This window comes from Paraburkholderia solisilvae (assembly GCF_902859875.1).
In the GTDB taxonomy this organism is placed as follows: Bacteria; Pseudomonadota; Gammaproteobacteria; order Burkholderiales; family Burkholderiaceae; genus Paraburkholderia; species Paraburkholderia solisilvae.
In genome coordinates this window covers 121,968-141,690 of the sequence record NZ_CADIKF010000011.1, presented here as the reverse complement: position 1 = coordinate 141,690, position 19,723 = coordinate 121,968, and the positions used below count along the sequence as shown (strand labels likewise).

General features: G+C 62.3%; 16 protein-coding genes. 10 read left to right on the top strand and 6 right to left on the bottom strand.

Annotated elements, in window-relative coordinates:
• On the top strand, positions 1 to 1,009 hold a 1,009-nt coding region (locus HV675_RS09635; protein WP_175110655.1), incomplete at its 5' end, for a cytosine deaminase.
• Positions 1,010 to 1,136: 127 nt separating this feature from the next.
• On the opposite strand, the gene HV675_RS09630 is transcribed toward HV675_RS09635, so the two are convergent.
• The 4 genes from HV675_RS09630 to hpnJ all read right to left on the bottom strand — a co-directional run bounded on the left by HV675_RS09630 (position 1,137) and on the right by hpnJ (position 5,711).
• On the bottom strand, positions 1,137 to 1,886 hold the full coding sequence (locus HV675_RS09630; protein WP_175110654.1) for an SDR family NAD(P)-dependent oxidoreductase: 750 nt from the start codon (positions 1,884 to 1,886) through the stop codon (positions 1,137 to 1,139).
• A 201-nt stretch (positions 1,887 to 2,087) separates the two neighbouring features.
• Positions 2,088 to 3,083: a lysylphosphatidylglycerol synthase domain-containing protein gene (locus HV675_RS09625; protein WP_175110653.1), complete on the bottom strand. Its 996-nt coding sequence runs from the start codon at positions 3,081 to 3,083 to the stop codon at positions 2,088 to 2,090.
• Positions 3,084 to 3,099: 16 nt separating this feature from the next.
• Complete coding sequence (gene hpnI / locus HV675_RS09620; RefSeq protein WP_175110652.1) at positions 3,100 to 4,293, bottom strand: bacteriohopanetetrol glucosamine biosynthesis glycosyltransferase HpnI; 1,194 nt, start codon at positions 4,291 to 4,293, stop codon at positions 3,100 to 3,102.
• Positions 4,290 to 5,711, bottom strand: a complete 1,422-nt coding sequence (hpnJ, locus tag HV675_RS09615; RefSeq protein ID WP_175110668.1) for a hopanoid biosynthesis associated radical SAM protein HpnJ — start codon at positions 5,709 to 5,711, stop codon at positions 4,290 to 4,292. The genes hpnI and hpnJ overlap by 4 nt, the downstream gene beginning before the upstream one ends.
• A 598-nt stretch (positions 5,712 to 6,309) precedes the next feature.
• Here hpnJ and HV675_RS09610 point away from each other — a divergent pair.
• The 4 genes from HV675_RS09610 to HV675_RS09595 all read left to right on the top strand — a co-directional run bounded on the left by HV675_RS09610 (position 6,310) and on the right by HV675_RS09595 (position 10,096).
• Positions 6,310 to 6,651, top strand: a complete 342-nt coding sequence (locus HV675_RS09610) for a hypothetical protein (protein ID WP_175110651.1) — start codon at positions 6,310 to 6,312, stop codon at positions 6,649 to 6,651.
• Positions 6,652 to 7,161: 510 nt separating this feature from the next.
• A complete protein-coding gene (locus tag HV675_RS09605; protein WP_175110650.1) occupies positions 7,162 to 7,644 on the top strand; it encodes a YybH family protein in 483 nt (160 codons plus the stop codon).
• 37 nt (positions 7,645 to 7,681) lie between these two features.
• The gene (locus tag HV675_RS09600; protein WP_175110649.1) at positions 7,682 to 8,290 is read left to right on the top strand and encodes a thioredoxin fold domain-containing protein; all 609 of its coding nucleotides are present in this window, start codon (positions 7,682 to 7,684) and stop codon (positions 8,288 to 8,290) included.
• Between the two features lie 177 nt (positions 8,291 to 8,467).
• The gene (locus HV675_RS09595; RefSeq protein WP_175110648.1) at positions 8,468 to 10,096 is read left to right on the top strand and encodes an NAD(P)/FAD-dependent oxidoreductase; all 1,629 of its coding nucleotides are present in this window, start codon (positions 8,468 to 8,470) and stop codon (positions 10,094 to 10,096) included.
• Positions 10,097 to 10,117: 21 nt separating this feature from the next.
• On the opposite strand, the gene HV675_RS09590 is transcribed toward HV675_RS09595, so the two are convergent.
• The gene (locus HV675_RS09590) at positions 10,118 to 11,116 is read right to left on the bottom strand and encodes a response regulator transcription factor (protein WP_175110647.1); all 999 of its coding nucleotides are present in this window, start codon (positions 11,114 to 11,116) and stop codon (positions 10,118 to 10,120) included.
• The gene (locus HV675_RS09585; protein ID WP_175110646.1) at positions 11,109 to 14,549 is read right to left on the bottom strand and encodes a hybrid sensor histidine kinase/response regulator; all 3,441 of its coding nucleotides are present in this window, start codon (positions 14,547 to 14,549) and stop codon (positions 11,109 to 11,111) included. Before HV675_RS09585 ends, HV675_RS09590 begins: the two co-directional genes overlap by 8 nt.
• A gap of 192 nt (positions 14,550 to 14,741) precedes the next feature.
• Here HV675_RS09585 and urtA point away from each other — a divergent pair, with 192 nt between their 5' ends.
• The 5 genes from urtA to urtE all read left to right on the top strand — a co-directional run bounded on the left by urtA (position 14,742) and on the right by urtE (position 19,696).
• Positions 14,742 to 16,037 (top strand): urea ABC transporter substrate-binding protein, encoded by a 1,296-nt coding sequence (gene urtA, locus HV675_RS09580; protein WP_175110645.1) that lies wholly within the window; start codon positions 14,742 to 14,744, stop codon positions 16,035 to 16,037.
• Between the two features lie 59 nt (positions 16,038 to 16,096).
• The gene (gene urtB / locus HV675_RS09575) at positions 16,097 to 17,014 is read left to right on the top strand and encodes an urea ABC transporter permease subunit UrtB (RefSeq protein ID WP_175110644.1); all 918 of its coding nucleotides are present in this window, start codon (positions 16,097 to 16,099) and stop codon (positions 17,012 to 17,014) included.
• Positions 17,015 to 17,075: 61 nt separating this feature from the next.
• Positions 17,076 to 18,263 (top strand): urea ABC transporter permease subunit UrtC, encoded by a 1,188-nt coding sequence (urtC, locus tag HV675_RS09570; protein ID WP_175110643.1) that lies wholly within the window; start codon positions 17,076 to 17,078, stop codon positions 18,261 to 18,263.
• Positions 18,253 to 18,996 carry an urea ABC transporter ATP-binding protein UrtD gene (urtD, locus tag HV675_RS09565; protein WP_175110642.1) on the top strand — a complete coding sequence of 248 codons (744 nt, stop codon included), beginning with the start codon at positions 18,253 to 18,255 and terminating at the stop codon, positions 18,994 to 18,996. The genes urtC and urtD overlap by 11 nt, the downstream gene beginning before the upstream one ends.
• Before the next feature lie 10 nt (positions 18,997 to 19,006).
• Complete coding sequence (urtE, locus tag HV675_RS09560; RefSeq protein WP_175110641.1) at positions 19,007 to 19,696, top strand: urea ABC transporter ATP-binding subunit UrtE; 690 nt, start codon at positions 19,007 to 19,009, stop codon at positions 19,694 to 19,696.
• Positions 19,697 to 19,723 lie beyond the last annotated feature (27 nt).

Here is a 19,723-nt window from a genome sequence, read left to right as displayed (position 1 = left end):
CTTTGCCGCGGCAAAATCGGATCTGGCTTGCGAACTCATGCGCCACACGAGCCCGCCCGTGCGGGGACGTTACTGGCCGGCTGGCCGCCGCGTTTTTACACGGCCTCGGCCTCAAGCGGACATCTCGTTGCCCGTGTTCAGCGATTTGCGCGCCGCCTGGACGGGCCGCATCGAACTGCAAGCCAATGCGCTCGTGCCTCTGAATGTTTACCTCTCAGATGATGCCGGCCCGCTTGCCGATAAGGTCGCACGATATGGTGGATCGTTGGGCGCCGTGGTGCGGTTGAGTGGGTTGCCGAATCATCCGGTTTTACCGCAGCACGACGCCGCACTCACGCGCCTGTTTCGGCTTGCCGCCGAGCGCGCGCTCGACGTAGATCTACACGTGGACGAAACCGATGACCCGGATAGTCGCATGCTGCGTGAAGTTGCCCGTGTCGCGTTACGCGAGCGGTTTACGGGGCGCATCGTCTGCAGCCATTGCTGTTCGCTCGCATTGCAAACCGATGAATATATCGACGCGACGCTCAATGATCTGCTGGCCGCGGGTATCGATATCGTCAGTCTGCCCACCGTGAATATGTATCTGCAGTCGCGCCAGGCAGGACGCACGCCACGCTGGCGCGGTGTGACCCTTCTGCACGAAATGAAGAGCCGGGGTTTGCGCGTCGCGGTGGCGGGCGACAATTGCCGTGATCCGTTTCACGCGTATGGCGACCACGACATGCTCGACACCTTCACTCAGGCTGTGCGCATTTTGCAACTCGATCATCCATTCGCAGACTGGCTGACGACCGCGACGCGAGCACCGGCGGAAATCATGCGGCTGGACAATGACGATTCGATTGGCGCGTTAGCGGTTGGTGGCCGGGCGGATCTGATCCTGGTCCGTGCGCGCACCTACTCTGAGTTGCTGTCGCGACACCAGTTCGATCGGATCGTGCTGCGTATGGGGCGCGCGATCGATACGACGCTTCCCGACTATCGGCTACTGGACGACATGAATTGACTGCCCAAGGGCTGTCACATCGCCGAACCTTTCGCATGTCTTTTCACCGCGCTGGCGGTCGCCCCTTCAAAGCAAAGGCGTACCCTCCCGGTTATTGTGATGTCGACGGTGGTCGGACCGACCTTGTTTATCGGAATCCGCCCGACACACGTATGCATTGCCCGGTAATCCACCCTGTTTCAGGCGAACAGAGCGCAACCGCAGCCCCGGCAATATCCTCCGGTGTTCCGAGGCGCCGCAAGGGCGTCATATTGCTGACGTGCGCGCGCAGTTCCGGCGTAACGAAGGGTTGCTCGTCCAGTTGTTCCGTTTGCGTAATGCCCGGATTGATCGCGTTTACCCGTATGCCTTTCTGCCCTAGCTCGACGGCGAGCGTAGCGGTGATGGCATCCACCGCGGCTTTGCTGCCGCCATAGAGGGAGGCGCCTGCGCTGGGGATCATGCTGGAGAGAGAACTGATGTTCAGGATGCAGCCGTCACGTTCGAGATACCGCGTGGCTTCCTTCACCATCAATAAAATGCCCATGACGTTGACGTCGAAGTGATTCCGGAATTCAGCTTCGGTGATATTTTCGACGGTCATGCGGTGATTGACGGCTGCGTTGTTTACAACGATATCGACCCTGCCGAAGCGCGCTTTCGTTTCAGCGAACAAACGCTGGACATCCTGTTCCTTGCGAACATCGGCTTGCGTAACGATCGCGCTTCCGCCCGCAGTACGGATAGCGGCCAAGGTAGCCTCTGCTTCGCTCGCTCTGCCAAGGTAACTCAAGGACACGGCGGCGCCTTCCGCGGCGAAGCGCTTGCTAATGGCTGCGCCGATGCCGCGCGCCGCTCCCGTGACGATCGCGACTTTGCCATTCAGCAAGCTGGACATAGGAATCCTTTCAACATCTGGATGAGGCCGCGAGTGCGGTATGCGGCTGAAAATGACGGGGGTGGCGACGCGCGACACAAAGAAGACCGCGCAATCAAAAAACTAGCAGCAGACATGCGTGCACGGATCGCATCACCGAACCGGCGTTGCGGTCGGCGAAGCGTGATGATCATTGAGAACCAGCGAGGGCGAGCATTTCCCTCAGCGGCTCGCCCCCGGCCCGGCGGGCGCCGCGCCACGTGAAGACTCCGCAAACTGCCACGCAAGCAGTCCGGGCACGAACATCATCAGATCGCGAATGCGCCGCGCGCCGGCCAGCGCAAGACAGGTTGCGGGATCGATGCCGAGCGCGCCGCCGATCACGATAAAACCGCCCTCCTGCACACCGAGGCCGCCCGGTACGAAGAACGCCGCGCTGCTGATCGCCTGGATCAGCGACTCGATTACGACTGCTTCGGCCAGACTGACCGGCGAGCCGAGGAAATACAGCGCAAGCCAGATTTCGAACGACGTCGCCACGCACTGTAACGTCTGCCACACGAACAGATAACGCAGCACCACGCCGCGTTTGCGCCACACCTGCTTGATACTTTCGTCGATATTCGCCGATTCGCCGACAAGTGCCGCCAGCTTGCCGCTCGTCAGATGGTTGAGCGCACGCGTGAGCCGCTCGAACGGGCTTGCATGCTGCACGAGCGCGAACAGCAGCAGCAACGGCGCCAATGCCACCACGCCCCACGCCAGTTGACCCGCAAGGCGCAGTGTGCCCGAGTGCGCATGCGCAAACAGGAACCCGATGCCGACCATCGTGAACAGCAGCTGGCTGATGACCGTCAATTGCATATCGACGATCAGACTGCCAAGGGCCGCCGGTCCGCGCACGCCCCAGCGCCGCAGCATGCGGAACGATACGATCTCGCCGCCGACCCGCGCCACCGGCAACAGGCTGTTGACCGATTCGCGAATCCACACCAGCTGCAGCATTTGCAGAAACGACGGCCGCTGCGGACCGAGAACCAGCGTCTGCCAGTCACGCGCGTTCGCGAGCATCGGCAGCACGTGTGCGAGCCCGGCCAGCAATAGTCCGGCGCCCGCCACGCGCAACGACGCGAATACGGCTGCCGGATGTTCTTGCCAGATCAGCCACAAGGAAAGCAGCAGGCCCGCCAGGGCCGCCAGTCGTCCGAAGTGTTTCACCGCGTTCCTACCATGTTCAATTGCTTTCGCTGCTCATCGCAATGCCTAATGACTTGTCCTGCACGGGCGAAATGAGCCCGTCGCCGTCCACCCTGAAACTGAAGCCGCGCCAGATCACACGCGACGACAGAAAACTTGCCAGAAACATCGCGAACGCGCCGATATCGCCCAGCGGCAGCATCCACCAATGGCGCGACGGCTGACGCAGCGCGCGGTCCGACAGGAACTTGAGCAAACCGCGTGCGGCCAGCGCCGCACCTGCCAGCCAGCATGCCCAGGCCGCGGCGACGGAGCACGCGACGGCCAGCAAGGCGAAAGCCAGCGGGTACATGAGAGCCGAGCCGAGGTGTCCGAGTGGGTCGATACGTCGAATGGTACGACTCCAGCGCAGTTCATGTGCGACGAGTTGCGCGGCGGTCGTCTCGACGCAGGCATGCGCGACTGCGAACGGCGGTATCGCGATCTGCTGGCCGGCGGCGCGCACGGCTTCGCCGATTGCGTGGTCTTCGGCCAGATGGCGCGCGAACTGCGTCAGTCCGCCGATCAGGTCGAGCGTCTCGCGGCGCATCGCAATGGTCTGACCGAAGCAGGGCCGCGCCATGCGCAACGCGAGTCCTGCGACGACGCCCGGCAGAAACTGATAGTTGGTCGAATGTGCGGACATCCTGGGCCAGAAGCCAGGGTCCGGGTCGCCGCGATACGCGCACGTCACGAGGCCGACGCCTGGCCGTTGCAATTCGCCGATCACGCGGCGCAGGTAGGTCGGTTCGACATGCACGTCGCTGTCGGCGAACACCAGCACATCGTGTTCGGCGCGCGGCAGCATGTTGAGGATATTGCTGATCTTGCGGTTCGGCCCATGCAGCGTCGGGTCCGAGACGACTGTGATATGCGCGTCGGGAAAGCGGCGGCGCAGATCGTCGACCGTGGCTAGCGCGGGGTCGGCGGCATCGTGCACGCCGAACACGAACTGCACTTCGCCCGGATAGTCCTGCTTGCAAAAGCTTTCCAGGTTGCGGGCCAGCGCCCACTCCGCACCGTGCAGGGGCTTGACGATGGTCACGGGCGGAAAGCCAACCGGCTCAGCGCCCGGCCGCGCAAGAAAACGGCCGAGCAGCACTGCCGCCAGCAGCGTATAGACGATGCCCAGAAACGCCGCTGCGCCGCATACGAGCGCGCAACCGAACGCGAGCCAATGCGCGGGGCTCACGCCTCGCGCGCACGCAGAAAGCGGAAGAATTCGACGCCTTCCTGCAGGCGCCGCTTCATCATCTCCCAGCTGACCAGCATCTCGCGGACGATTTCCCAGATCTTCGTCGGTCTGAAGTAGAAGCGCTTATAGAACTGCTCGACGCTGTGATAGATCTCTTCGCGCGACAGGTGCGGATAGCCGATTGCTGAAACCTGGACGCCCGTGGAACTGACGAGATTGATGACTTTGCTTTCCTGCAGCCAGCCATTTTCGACCGCCTGCTTATGAAGGCTCGTACCGGGATAGGGCGCGGCGAGTGACACCTGGATCGTGTGCGGATTGATGTCTTTCGCGAACTTGATGGTTTTCTCGATCGTGTCGCGCGTTTCGCCGGGAAGCCCAAGAATGAACGTGCCGTGAATCTTGATACCGAGTTTGCGGCAATCCTCGGTGAAGCGGCGTGCCACGTCGGTACGCATCCCTTTTTTGACATTCACGAGGATCTGGTCGTCGCCTGATTCGTAGCCGACCAGCAGGAGCCGCAGACCGTTGTCCTTCATCACCTTGAGGGTTGAATAAGGCACGTTCGCTTTCGCGTTGCACGACCACGTCACACCCAGCTTGCCAAGACCGCGCGCGATCTCTTCGGCTCGCGGTCTTAAATCGGTGAAGGTATCGTCGTCAAACATGATCTCCTTGACTTCGGGCATGTTGTCCCTGATCCATTTCACTTCTTCGAGGACATGCTCGACCGACCGTGTGCGATAGTTGTGGCCGCCAACCGTCTGCGGCCAGAGGCAAAAGGTGCACCTCGATTTGCAGCCACGCCCCGTATAGATCGACACATACGGGTGCTTGAGATAGCCGCTGAAGTAATTCTCCGACTTGAGATCGCGCTTATAGATGGGCGCGACAAACGGCAGCTGGTCCATGTCTTCAAGGATGGGCCGGGCTTCGTTATGCGTGATCCCGCCATCGGGCAGACGATAGCTCATGCCGGGAATCGTTTCGAACGCCAGCCCTTGCGCGATATCGCGGCACGTAAAGTCGAATTCTTCGCGGCACACGAAGTCGAGCGCGTCGCATGCGGTCAGCGAGCCGTGCGGATCGACGGCGACTTTTGCCCCGACCATGCCGACGAGTATCGTGGATCGACGGCGCTTCAGGTGCTCTGCGAATTGGGCATCGCTCGGGAACGACGGCGTGCTCGTGTGAATGATGACGAGGTCGTATTCTTGAGCAATGTCCAGCGACGCCTCGAGCGACAGGCTGTCGGCTTGCGCATCGAGTACGCGGCTGTTTTCGATCAGCGCGGCGGGCTGCGCGAGCCACGTCGGATACCAGAATGACTTGATCTCGCGCTTTGTCTGGAATCGCGAGCCCGCCCCGCCATCGAACCCGTCGAACGAAGGTGCCTGCAAAAACAATGTTTTCATAGATGATCGCAAAGAAAATTGTCTGCTAGAGCCAGTCGCCCGCAGGGTACTCGCCGGGTATCGGCAATGGTCGGGAATTCGGAGACAGTCCACAGGAGCGCAGCCAGCATCGCTCCAGCGAGCATTGGAACGGGATTGATGGTCTGGAGCGCAGCTAAGGCTGCTTACCGGAAAACGGAGCGACGACAAGAATATACGAATCGCGACCCGAGAAAATGTGTTTTTTTCGCTTAATTTCGAGCGTCACCTAAGAGCATGTTTTTCGTCGGCAATTTGTAAACCACTGCCGGTTGTTCTCGCCGCACAAATGTCATAAAGGCGGGTTATGTTGCGCGTTGGTCTCCAGCGACGCGCAATCTGGACGGGACTCAGAATTCTCGTTACTGCGTAATTTCCGGCGTGAATCGACGCGTTTCGATGCCTCGCGGATAATTTGTTGTACGAGTCAGTCTGCGGACCCTCCGACCTCTCCCCCGACATCGAGAAGGCGCGCAGTGCCGCGCGCAGCAACCCGGCCGCCGTGGGGCGGCTGGTGAACTCGAATCGACGCGAATTCGCATCTTCACAGCGCTCAATGCTTCAAAGCGAGAGGCCATGCATGACGCAAGGTAAGCACAACGCGGACGGCGTGCCTGTCGGCGAAGGCCACCACATCAGCCCGGCGGAATTTTTGCTGATGGCGGGCTTTCTTGTCTATCGTGCGCCGTCGGTGCCGGGCGCCGCCCGAGCGGCGGCCCGACGTATTCTGGATGTCGCTTTCGGCGCAGCGGCGGCTCGCGGGTTCGCCCATTCAGCCGTTCTCGAAAGAATGATCGCGAACGCGGAAAAGTCTTCGCACATGTGGCGGCTTGCGGAGCAGGCCGCCGCTGCCGTCGGCGATACGACAGCGTTTCTGCAAGTGATTCGCGACGCTGGAATAACGTTGGAGGGCGACGTGTGAACGCAGAGTTCGCGCGTGACAGCAAGGATTCGAGACACCGCGTGCTGGTTCCGGCGCCGTTCCGCCCATTTGCGCCGAGAGGTTTTCTATAGCGCTATAGCTATGGATACCTTATCGACTGTTCGGGACGGCACTCGTCTGAACGGTCCTGGTCGAGTGATGTCGACATCAAGCGGAGGAGGGCGTCGACATCAGACGCCGATCATCGCTCTCATCACGCAGCCTGCAATGGCGGGATTCTCCCTGATTCGTTGCGTGCTATAGCCGTACCCATCCTTGCCGCAGCGCACATAGATTTAAACAAGGCCACGTCGAAAGCTCTTCGAAATGCGGGCGCCTGATCTACATGCTATCGTCCGAAGGCCATCGCGGATGTTCAATATGGATGTGCTCGCGCTTCAATTGGTTTCGCGCACTGTCGACTGTCAGTTAAGCCGATCGCGGCCGACTCCATAGCCGACCTTCTTCAGCAGGTGTATCGCCACGCCATTCGATCAACGGAGTTTCAACGTGAAAAGAAACGTACCGCTTCTGCTTGTCGCGCTTTTCGCGGCAAGCACATTCACCTACGCGGCAACACCTGGCGCGAACGCGTCGCTGCCTTCGGCAAAGGAAGCGCAATCCGCGGCAGCTAAGCTCGGGCAGCTTTACGACAGCAACTATGCGGCGAAGAATGCCGATGCGATGGCGCAGTTGTATGCCGAGGATGGCGTGCTGGTGTCTCCGGCCGGCAAGATCATCAAAGGGCGCGCGGCGCTCAAGCAGTACTATGAGCAGCGCTTCGGCTCAGGCGCGAAGGAACATCACATCCACGTGATCGAGGCGGGCGCGCAAGGCCAGGGAGGCTTCAGCATTGCGGAGTTTTCCGTCGAAGTGCCGAAGGGCGACGGGACATTCCGGCAGGAGGGCGGCCATATCGTCGCGGTGTACGTTAAAGAGCACGATGGTTGGCATTTCCGGGTAGTGGAGCCGAGCACGGTCGCGAAAGACTAGGGAGGGGTGACGTGTATTTGCGTGGAGTTGCAGACAAATGAAAATTTTCAGGCCCGCCATTCTGGCGATATTCCTGGCCGCTTCGAGCGTCGCTCACGCAGCCGATCAGCCGGCGCAGACCTATCTGTCTGCGTCCGCCGCTGCGCAATTGGACCAGACGTCGGTCATCGTCGAAGGTGCGACAGGTGACAAGGTGAAGTCGACCATCTATGTCTTCATGGACCCGAACTGCATTTTCTGTCACTACGCATGGGAGGCTTTCCAGCCCTATGAGGCGGTAGGGCTGCAAGTGCGCTGGATTCCAATGGGCTTCCTCAAACCCGATTCATCCGGCAAGGCGGCAGCGCTGCTCGATGCCAACGATGGCGCCGCGCTCTTGCGCGAGAACGAAGTGAAGTTCTCGGAAGCCACTGAATCCGGCGGCATCAAACCATCGAATCCTATTTCGTTCGCAGCCCAGTCGAAGCTGAACAGGAACGCCCACCTCTTCCAGACCATGGGCTTTGACGGCACACCGACAATCATTTACAAAACCGGCGATGGCCGCTGGGCCGATATGAGCGGCATGCCGGCTTTGAGTGCCCTGCCTGCGATGCTCAAGCTGCCCGAACAGGCGGAGAGTCCTTCACTCCAGCGGTTTCGTTGAAACAGCCACGTCGCGAGGACAGACTCGGCTCTGACCTCGCACGCAAAGCGCCGTTCGTCCGGGAGCATGAAATAGTCGGTAAAATAGCGGGTCGCAGTGAGCGGCGCCCGATTCGCTCAATCCGCACCGTCTGTTTCAACACCGCCACGATGCCGTGGTGGCCGCATCCCGGTACTCATGTTACGTCTAAGCGAACTCAAACTCCCCCTTGACCATGCCGAAAGCGATCTCGAAGCGGCGATTCGCGCACGCCTCGCGGATCTCGGCGTAACGGCAGAGGCGCTCGTCCGTTACACCGTGTTCCGCCGTGCGCACGATGCACGCAAGCGCGCCGACATCAAGCTGACCTATATCGTCGATGTCGAAGTCAAGGACGAAGCGGCCGCACGCAAGCGGCTCGCCGGCAAGCCGCACTGCGGGTTGACGCCGGACATGGCATACCGCTTTGTCGCAAAGGCCGCCGAGCACACCGCGTCCCTTCGCCCGGTCGTCATCGGCATGGGGCCGTGCGGCCTGTTCGCAGGACTGATTCTCGCGCAGATGGGGTTCCGGCCCATCATCCTCGAGCGTGGCAAAGCCGTGCGCGAGCGTACCAAGGACACCTTTGGCCTGTGGCGCAAATCAGTCCTCAACCCCGAATCCAATGTGCAGTTCGGCGAAGGCGGAGCCGGAACGTTTTCCGACGGCAAGCTGTACAGCCAGATCAAGGATCCGAACCACTACGGCCGCAAAGTGCTGGAGGAATTCGTCAAGGCGGGCGCACCGGAAGACATTCTGTACCTGAGCCGGCCGCATATCGGCACGTTCCGCCTCGTCAGCATGGTGGAGAAAATGCGCGCGACCATCGAGGCGCTGGGCGGCGAAGTGCGCTTCGAAACCAGGGTCGACGACATCGAAATCGATCAGGGCAAGGTGCGTTCGCTCAAGCTCTCGAACGGCGAGACATTGCGCTGCGATCACGTGGTGCTGGCCGTGGGCCATAGCGCGCGCGACACCTTCCAGATACTGCACGAGCGCGGCGTGTATATCGAAGCCAAGCCGTTTTCGCTGGGTTTTCGTATCGAACATCCGCAGGGGTTGATCGATCGCGCGCGCTTCGGCAAGTTTGCGGGCCACAAACAGCTTGGCGCGGCCGACTACAAGGTGGTCCATCACTGTAGCAATGGGCGGGCCGTCTACAGCTTTTGCATGTGCCCGGGCGGCACGGTGGTCGCGGCGACCTCGGAGCCTGGCCGCGTGGTCACGAATGGCATGAGCCAGTATTCGCGAGCCGAGCGCAACGCGAATGCGGGCATCGTTGTGGGTATCACGCCGGAAGACTATCCCGGCGGTCCGCTGGCGGGTATCGCGTTCCAGCGTAAATGGGAAGAGCGCGCATTCGAACTCGGCGGCGGTAATTACCACGCGCCGGGTCAACGGGTCGGCGATTTTATCGCCGGCCGGCCGTCGACGTCGCTTGGCTCCGTGGTGCCGTCGTACAAGCCGGGCGTGCATCCGACCGATCTCAGCACCGCGCTGCCCGACTATGTGATCGACGCGATCCGTGAAGCACTGCCCGAGATCGACAAGAAGATTTCAGGCTTCGCGATGCACGATGCCGTGCTCACCGGCGTGGAGACGCGCACCTCGTCACCCATCCGGATTCGTCGCAAAGACGATTATCAAAGCATGAACGTCGAAGGTTTGTATCCGGCGGGCGAAGGCGCGGGGTATGCGGGCGGGATCTATTCGGCGGCCATCGACGGCATCGAAGTCGCGCAAGCGTTGGCGCTCGATCTGACATCGGCGTACGGGCGTCGCGCTTAACGGGCGTCCTTAACTGGCGCCCTAATGCCGGTTCACCGCTTTCACCGCCAATGCAACCGCGGAAGAGCGCGTTTCGACATGCAGCTTACCGAACAGATGTTCGAGATGCTTGTTGACGGTGCGAACGGCCATATTCAGAATCTCGCTGATATCGCGGTTCGTCTTGCCGCGCGACAGCCAAAGCAGCACCTCGGCCTCGCGCGAAGTCAGTCCGAATTGTGCGGCCAGTAAGCCTGTCTGCGCGGCATCGTCGAATTCTTCCAGAATTAGTATCCACTCGCCGCGTGCCGGGCTGCCCGACACGCGCGCCGTGCGGCGCACGCCATCCGTGTTGATTTCGCACACGGCCTGCGCATCACAGCCACGTTCGATCCATGTGGTGAACCAGTTCAGCAGCGCCGCGGGCAAGCGGTCGGGCACCTGGTGCGCTTCGTGTGCTCCGTGCGCTTCGCGCGTTCCGCCCCGCGCGTGCGCCGCATAGTGCTCGAGCCGCGACGACGCCAATGAATTCTGCCAGCGGATCGCGCCGTCGGACGCTGAGATCAGCGCCGCGCGTCCGTCGAGACCCAGCACGGCATCCGAATACCGCTGTGCCTTCGCACGCCGCACATGCGCGGCAATGCGCGCGCAGACCTCGTTAGGCTTGACCGGTTTCGTCACGTAGTCGATGCCGCCGACGCGAAACCCTTGCACAACGTGTTCCGTTTCAGTCAGCGCGGTCATGAAAATCACCGGCAGATGCACATGACGGCTGTCGAGCTTCAGCTGCCGGCAGGTCTCGAAGCCGTCCATACCGGGCATCATCGCGTCCATCAGCACGACGTCCGGCGTCACGCGCGCGAGACACTTCAGCGCCGCCTCGCCGTTCAGCGCGACGAGCACCGCATAGTCGGCCGCTTGCAGCGTGGTGGACAGCAGCGCGAGGTTGTCCGGCGTATCGTCGACGATCAATACGACGTTGCGATCGCCCGCGAAATCCGCTGCGGTCGTGCCGGAGAGGTCAACGTAGTCTTCAGCCATCGGAGTCACGTGGGAAGCGAGCCAGCAGACGTTCGAATTCGTCCAGCTCGAAATGCTGCGCATGCGTGCGCAGCGCCGTCAGTTCGGTCTGCCATTCGGGCCACTGCGCAGCCGCTGCGTCGATCTGTTCGACGATCCCCTGCACATAGCCCATTTCCAGCAGCGCTGCGAGCGAGTCGCGTAGCGCGCGCGGCAACGCGCGCCGCGCGAGCGCCGCAAGCGGCGGCACGCGCGATGCGATCTTCGTTGCATCGGCGGTTTCAGACGTCACGATCCATTCGATCTGCAGCAGGCTCGCGAGCTTTTCCAGCAGCAGCGGGACTTGCAGCGGCTTGACCAGATAGTCGTCGCAGCCGATCGCCGCCGCGCGTTCGCGGTCGTCGGCGAATGCGTTGGCGGACAGCAGCATGATCGGCGCTGCGCTGAGCTGACTGCTGCGAATCAGCCGGCTGGTTTCGTATCCGTCCATGCCTGGCATCGAGATGTCCATAATGATCGCGTCCGCCAGGTGAACGCCGAGCCAGCGCAATGCGTCGGGTCCGCTGGCGGCTTCAACCACCGTGAAGCCGAGTGGCGCGAGCACCTGCACGACGATCGCGCGCTGCTCCGGCAGGTCGTCCACCACCAGAACGGTGCGGCGTGCGCCGCGGTAGCCGCGTACGCCGCCGCTAGCCGACGGCTGGTCTTCCATCCCATGAATCTCGGGCGCAAACAGCTTGACCACGAATCGCGTGCCGCGGCCGGGCTCGCTGTCGACTTCCAGGCTGCCGCCCAATGCGTGCGTCAGCAACTGGCAGATGGTGAGCCCGAGGCCCGCTCCATGGTCGTGCTCGCGCGCTGCATAGCCACGTTCGAATGGCATGAAGAGCCGTTCGAGATCGGCCGCCGCGATGCCCGGACCGGTATCCACGACTTCGAATGTCACCGTGTCCCACGCATGGCTGACACGCAGTGTCACCGTACCGGCCGCGGTGAAGCGTATCGCGTTGCCGATCAGGTTGATCAGGATCTGGCGCATGCACTTTTCATCGGAGCGCACGATTCGCGGCAAGCGGCCGATGGTCTCCACATCGAACGTCAACGCCTTTTCGGCCGCTTGCGGCCGCAGCATCGCGCTCAGATGCGAAATGAAGTCCGGCAGCGACACCTTCGTCACGTTCAGCTGCAGCTTGCCCGCCTCGATGCGCGCGACGTCGAGCAGGCCGTCGACCAGCGCGAGCAGATGCTCGCCGCTGCGCTGAATGGTCTGAATGGCGTGATGACGGCCGGCGGGAATTTCGTCTTTCGTCTGCAGCAGCAGTTGCGCGTAGCCGAGGATGCTATTGAGCGGCGTGCGCAGTTCATGGCTCAGGCCGGTCACGTAACGGCTCTTTGCCTGGTTCGCGGACTTCGCGGCTTCGGTGGCGCGCTTGAGCGCCGCATCGGTCTTCTGGTGCGCGTCGATTTCGAGCATCAGCAGCTCGGTCTGGCGCTGCGACTCCTCCTGCGTGACGTGCCGGTTCTCGCGTTCGAGCACGAGCCACCACGCGAAGATGCACCCGACCAGCGACAGCGCGAAGAATACCGTCACATAACTGTGCGCCAGCGCGTTCCACGCGGGCATATCGAGCGGCCCGAGCGTGCGCGCGCTTTGCGACCACACGAGGTACAGAACGACCCCGAGCAGCGCCAGCATCGCCGCCACCAGACTCAGATAGCGGGCAAGACGCAATGCGGTCGGCCCCAGTGTCGCGCCCGGAAAAAAACGATGAACGGCGCCATTCAATTGCGAGCCGAAGCGGGCGTGCGGTTTGCAGCAGTCGTTGCAGCGCGAGTCCAGCGAGCAGCATAGCGAGCAGATCGTGCCGCCGTATGCGGGGCAGTGCGCCGTGTCGTCATACTCGAATTCGTTCTCGCAGATCACGCAGCGCCGCGTCGCATGGGGCCCGGGCGGCTCCGCGGCGCGCGCCAGATAGAAGCGGCCGCCCGTCGCGATCGCGATGACGGGCGCGCTGACGAAGGCGACGCCGAACGCGATATAAGACGACATCGCCTGAGCCAGCACGCCGAATGCGCCCAGATGCGCGCACGCCGCGACGATCGCGGCGATCAGCATCGCTCCGACGCCGACCGGATTGACGTCGTACAGGTGGGCGCGTTTGAACTCGATATGCCGCGGGCTGTAGCCGAGCGGCTTGTTGACGACCAGGTCCGCGAATAGCGCGCCGATCCACGCAATCGCGATGTTCGCGTAAAGCGACAGCACTTTGCCGATCGCCTCGAACACGCCCATTTCGACCAGCAGCAGCGCGATCAGCACATTGAACACGAGCCAGACGATCCGGCCCGGATGGCTGTGCGTCAGACGCGCGAAGAAGTTCGACCATGCGAGCGAGCCGGCGTACGCATTGGTCACATTGATCTTCAGCTGCGACACGATCACGAACAGCGTCATTGCCGGCAGCGCCCATGCGGCGAGCCCGAGCGGGTCGAACAGATGGTGATACGCGATCAGATACATCTGCGTGGGCTGTGCGGCGCGGCCGACGTCGATCTCATACTGGATCGCGACGAACGCGAGAAACGCGCCGCCGAGCATCTTCAACGCACCCGGCAGGATCCAGCCGGGGCCGGCGGCGAGCAGCGCGATCCACCAGCGCCGCCGGTTGTGTTCGGTGAGCGGCGGCAGGAAGCGCAGATAGTCGACCTGCTCGCCCACCTGCACGATCAGCGCGAACACGACGGTGCACGCCTGGCCGAACGCGATCACATTGAACTCATGGCCGCCCGCCGCGAGGCCGGAGAAGGTGGTCCAGTCGGCGAGCAGCCCCGGGCTGTGCCACAGCACCGCCGCGTAAGGCAGCACGAACAGCACGAGCCACAGCGGCTGGGTCCAGCTCTGCAGGCGGTTGATCAGCGTGATGCCGAACATCACGACCGGTATCACCGCGAGTGAACTGATCACATACGCGATGTCGATCGAGATATTGAAGTACAGCTGCAGCGCGAGCGACATGATCGCCGCTTCAAGCGCGAAAAAAATAAACGTGAAGCTTGCATAGAGCAGCGACGTCAGCGTCGAGCCGATATAGCCGAAGCCCGCGCCGCGCGTAAGCAGGTCCATATCGACGCCGTAGCGCGCCGCGTAGTAGCTGATCGGCAAACTCGTCAGAAAGATCAGCACCGAGACGGCCGCGATGGCCCAGACCGCGTTCGTAAAGCCGTAGTTGATGACGAGCGCGCCGCCGATCGCCTCCAGCGCGAGAAACGATACCGCGCCGATCGCCGTGTTCGCCACCCGGAACTCCGACCAGCGCCTGAACGAACGCGGCGTGAAGCGCAGCGCGTAGTCCTCGAGCGTTTCGTCTCCCACCCATGCGTTGTAATCGCGCCGGATCTTGACGATGCGCTGCGTCGTGGACGGGGGCGATGCAGTCTGGTGCACCTGAGCCATAGCGGATGATCCAGTTTAGTGCGCGCACTGGGCGGGTCGATGCACGGAGCAAGTTACGGGCCATTTTTTTTGGCCGATATACGTCAATCGACGTATATCGGCGTCGAAATTGTCTTCCTACATTGCGGCCACATGGCGCCGGACGTCGCCGGCGACACACCCCGCCTCGCGGATCAGACAAGGAGAACAAAGATGGCCGTAGACGATCGTTTCGAAGACCCCGCAGCCGAGCCCGCCGCCGCGAGCGAAGCGCCTTCGCCTTTGCGCAGGCGTTTGATCGGCGGCCTGGCCGCGGCGCCGCTGATGGCGCTCGGCATGCCGCGCGTGTCGTTTGCGCAAGGGGCGCCTACGGCGAAAGTCAACACGACGGGCCTCGCGGTCACCGACACGACGGTGACGGTGGGTCAGCTGCATTCGGCGACCGGCACGATGGCGATCTCGGAGACCGGCTCGATTCAGGCCGAACGTCTGGCGATCGAGCAGATCAACGCGATGGGCGGTGTGCTCGGCCGCAAGATCCAGATCATTCAGGAAGACGGCGCGTCGGACTGGCCGACGTTCGCGGAGAAATCGAAGAAGCTGCTCGAAAACGATCACGTCGCCGCGGTGTTCGGCTGCTGGACGTCGGCTTCGCGAAAGGCGGTGCTGCCGGTTTTTGAAAAGGATAACGGCCTGCTGTACTACCCGACGTTCTACGAAGGGCTCGAACAGTCGAAGAACGTTTTCTATACGGGCCAGGAAGCGACCCAGCAGATTCTGTGGGCGCTCGACTGGGCGTCGCAGACGAAGAAGGCGAAAACCTTCTTCCTGATCGGCTCCGATTACATCTGGCCGCGCACGTCGAACAAGATCGCGCGGCGCCATATCGAACAGCACCTGCACGCGAAGGTGGTCGGCGAGGAGTATTACCCGCTCGGCACGACCGAATTCAATTCGCTGATGAACAAGATCAAGCTCGCGCGCCCGGACTGCATCTTTGCGACCGTGGTCGGCGGCTCGAACGTCGCGTTCTACAAGCAGCTGAAGGCTGCCGGCATTACGCCGCAGAAGCAGTTCCTGCTGACGTTGTCGGTCACGGAAGACGAAGTGCTCGGCATTGGCGGCGAGAATTTCGCGGGCTTCTATTCGTCGATGAAGTATTTCGAATCGCTCACGAACGACAACAACAAGAAATTCGTGGCGGCTTTCAAGGCGAAATACGGGCCGCACGCGGTGATCGGCGACGTGACGCAGGCCGCGTATCTCGGGCCGTGGATCTGGAAGGCCGCGTGCGAGCGCGCAGGCAGCTTCGACGTCGACAAGGTCGTCGCCGCGTCGCCGAATATCGAATTGAACAACGCGCCGCAGGGCTACGCGAAGGTCGACGCGAATCACCACCTGTGGAGCCGCTCGCTGATCGGCGAAGGCCAGGCCGACGGGCAGTTCAAGGTGGTCGCGCAATCGGATGGTCCGATCAAGCCTGATCCGTTCCCGAAGGGCTACATGTAAACCGTGTGCAACTGAGGTGCCACAGCGGGCGTGCGCCCGCTGAACCTGGGAGAACTTCGATGTCGCCAACCGACATTCTCAACATCACGCTGATGCAGGGTTTCGCCGGCTTGAGCCTGTTCAGCGTGCTGCTGCTGATGGGGCTCGGGCTTGCGGTGATCTTCGGCCAGATGGGCGTCATCAATATGGCGCACGGCGAGTTCATGACGATCGGCGCGTACACGGTGTACCTGTTCTCGTTGTTCGCGCAGAACGTCTGGCACGCATTTGCGCCCGTGTACTTCTTCTTCGCGATCATCGCGGCGTTTGTTATTGCGTTCGCGGCGGGCTGGCTGGCCGAGTGGGCGCTGATTCGCCATCTGTATCGGCGCCCGCTCGACACGCTGCTCGCCACCTGGGGCCTGAGTCTCGGCATGCAGCAGGTGTTCCGCTCGACGTTCGGTCCGAAGGAAGTGAGTCCCGCGCTGCCTGACTGGCTGATGGGTTCGTGGGAACCGGCGCAAGGCCTCGACATTCCGGTGAGCGGCATGTTCGTGATGGCGCTCGCGTTGCTGATGACAGGCGGTCTGCTGCTCGCACTGTATCGCTCGCGCTGGGGGCTGCGGGTGCGGGCCACCGTCGCGAACCGGCCGATGGCGAACGCCGCCGGCATCAACACGAAGCTGACCGACCGCGTGACCTTCGCGATCGGCTGCGGCGTCGCGGGCGTGGCAGGCGCGGCTTTCACCGCGATCGGCTCGACGGGCCCGACGAGCGGCTCGCTTTATATCGTCGATTCGTTTCTCGTGGTCACCTTCGGCGGTGCGGCGAGCCTGCTCGGCACGGTTGCCTCGGCGTTCGGCATTGCGCAGACGCAATCGATCAGCGAGTTCTTCCTGTCCGGTTCCAACGCGCGTGTGCTCACGCTGCTGATGGTGGTGATCATCCTTATGTTGCGCCCGCAAGGACTGTTCGCTTCGAAAGTGCGGCGCGTATGAAGCCCGAACCGTTCGTGCATCCGGCTTCCCTTGATCGATCAACGTGTTCGGAGAGATGGACATGGAACCCATGAATCCCCTGGCGAGTCCGGCAGCGGCCCGCAGCAAAGCGCCGGCTGCGGCAGGCGGCTGGCGTGCGCTCGCCGCGCGCGTGGAGGCATCCGGATATGGCAGCATCGTGCTGCTCGCAATTGTGATCCTGATTGTCTTCCCGCTCGCGCTCGACGCGTTCCGACTGAACCTGATGGGCAAGTACCTGACCTATGCGTTCGTCGCGATCGGACTCGTGATCGCATGGGGCTATGGCGGCGTGCTGAGCCTCGGCCAAGGGGTGTTTTTCGGTCTCGGCGGCTATGCGATGGCGATGTTCCTGAAGCTCGAAGCGTCCGATCCGATTGCGACGAAAACGCAGACCACGCCCGGCATTCCCGACTTCATGGACTGGAACCAGGTCACCGCGCTGCCATTCTGGTGGAAGCCGTTTCATTCCCTGCCATTCGCGCTGTTAGCGGTGCTCGTCGTGCCCACGGTGGTTGCGTTGATCGTCAGTTATCCGATGTTCAAGCGGCGCGTGGGCGGCGTCTATTTCGCGATCATCACGCAGGCCGTCGCGCTGATCCTGTCGGTGCTGATTATCGGGCAGCAGGGGTTCACGGGCGGTGTGAACGGCATCACGGATTTGCGCACGCTGCTCGGCTGGGATATCCGCACGACGCATGCAAAGCTGATTCTGTATTTCGTCAACGCGGTGCTGCTGCTCGTCGCGCTGCTATGGTGCCGCTGGATCCAGCGCAGCAAGCTCGGCACGCTGCTGCTCGCGATGCGCGACAAGGAAGACCGCGTGCGCTTCTCCGGTTACGACGTGGCGATGTTCAAGGTGTTCGCATTCTGCGTTGCGGCGCTGCTCGCGGCGCTCGGCGGCGCGATGTTCACGCTGCAGGTCGGCTTTATGTCGCCGTCGTTCGTCGGCATCGTGCCGTCGATCGAGATGGTGATCTACGCGGCGGTCGGCGGCCGCATGTCGCTGGTCGGCGCGGTGTACGGCGCGGTGCTCGTCAATCTCGGCAAGACGTGGTTTTCGGAAAGCTTTCCGAACCTGTGGCTGTACCTGATGGCCGCGATGTTCATCGGCGTCGTGATGGCGTTCCCGAATGGGCTGGCGGGGTTGTATGAACAGCACGTGCGCGCGCGTGTGCAACGCGCGTTGCGCGGCGCCGCTTACCAACGGAGTGCGGGCGATGAGCAATAGCGATTTTCTGCTGGCGATCGAAGACCTGACCGTGTCGTTCGACGGCTTCAAGGCGATCGATTCGCTGAACCTGTATCTCGAACGCGGCGAACTGCGCGTGGTGATCGGCCCGAACGGCGCGGGCAAGACAACGCTGCTCGACCTGATTTGCGGCAAGACGCGCGAAACGGCCGGCAGCATCAAGTTTCGCAACGAGGAGATCACCAGCCTCGCGGAGTTCCGCCGCGTGCGCAAGGGCATCGGCCGCAAGTTCCAGACGCCCTCGATCTACGAAAACCTGACGGTCGCGCAGAACCTCGAGGTGTCGTATCCGCGCGGACGCGGCGTGTTCGGCGCGCTTGCGTACCGGCGCGATCCGGAAGTCGCGGACCGTGTGCAATCGGTTGCCGATGAAATCGGTCTTGCCGCGTCGCTCGATCTCGAAGCGGGTTTGTTGTCGCATGGACAGAAGCAGTGGCTCGAGATCGGCATGTTGTTGATGCAGGCGCCGGAGCTGCTGATGCTCGACGAACCGATCGCGGGCATGAGCGTGCGCGAGCGCGAGATCACGGCGGAGCTGCTGGAGCGTATCTGCCAGAACCGCTCGATGATTGTGATCGAACACGATATGGCGTTCGTCGAGCGCATCGCGCACAAGGTGACCGTGATGCACCAGGGAAAGATTCTCGCGGAAGGGCCGATGGCGCAGGTGCAGGGCGATCCGCGCGTGATCGACGTTTATCTCGGGCATTGAAGGGGGGCGCATGCTGCAAGTCGACGATCTGGTGGTCAGCTACGGGCAAAGCGAGGTGCTGCACGGCATCGGCTTCGATGTCGCGAGCAAGGAGACCGTGGCCGTGATGGGCCGCAACGGGATGGGCAAGACCACGCTGTTCAAGACGCTGATCGGCATTCTGCCGTCGCGTCGCGGCTCGGTGAAGGTGGGCGGCGTGGATGTGACGCGCGAAGAAAGCTATCGGCGTGTCGCGCAGGGCATCGGCTATGTGCCGCAGGGGCGGCAGATTTTTTCCGGGTTGACTGTCGAGGAAAACATTCAGACCGGTCTGGAAAACGCGCAGAGCAAACAGGTGCCCGACGATATCTATGCGCTGTTTCCGGTGCTGTTCGACATGCGCAAGCGCAAGGGCGGCAACCTGTCCGGTGGACAGCAGCAACAGCTCGCGATCGCGCGCGCGCTCGTGACGGACCCGAAAGTGCTGCTGCTCGACGAGCCGACCGAGGGCATCCAGCCGTCGGTAATCAAGGACATCGCGAAGGCGCTCAACGAAATCCGCAAGACGCGGGACATCGCGATTCTCGTGTCCGAGCAGGTGCTGAGCTTCGCGCTCGACGTGGCGGACCGGTTGTTCGTGATCGAAGGCGGCCGCTTCGTGCATCAGAGCACGCGCGACGCCGGCGACACCGGACGGATTCGCGAATACCTGTCCGTGTGAGACATGAAGCGAGCGGTGTGAAAAAGA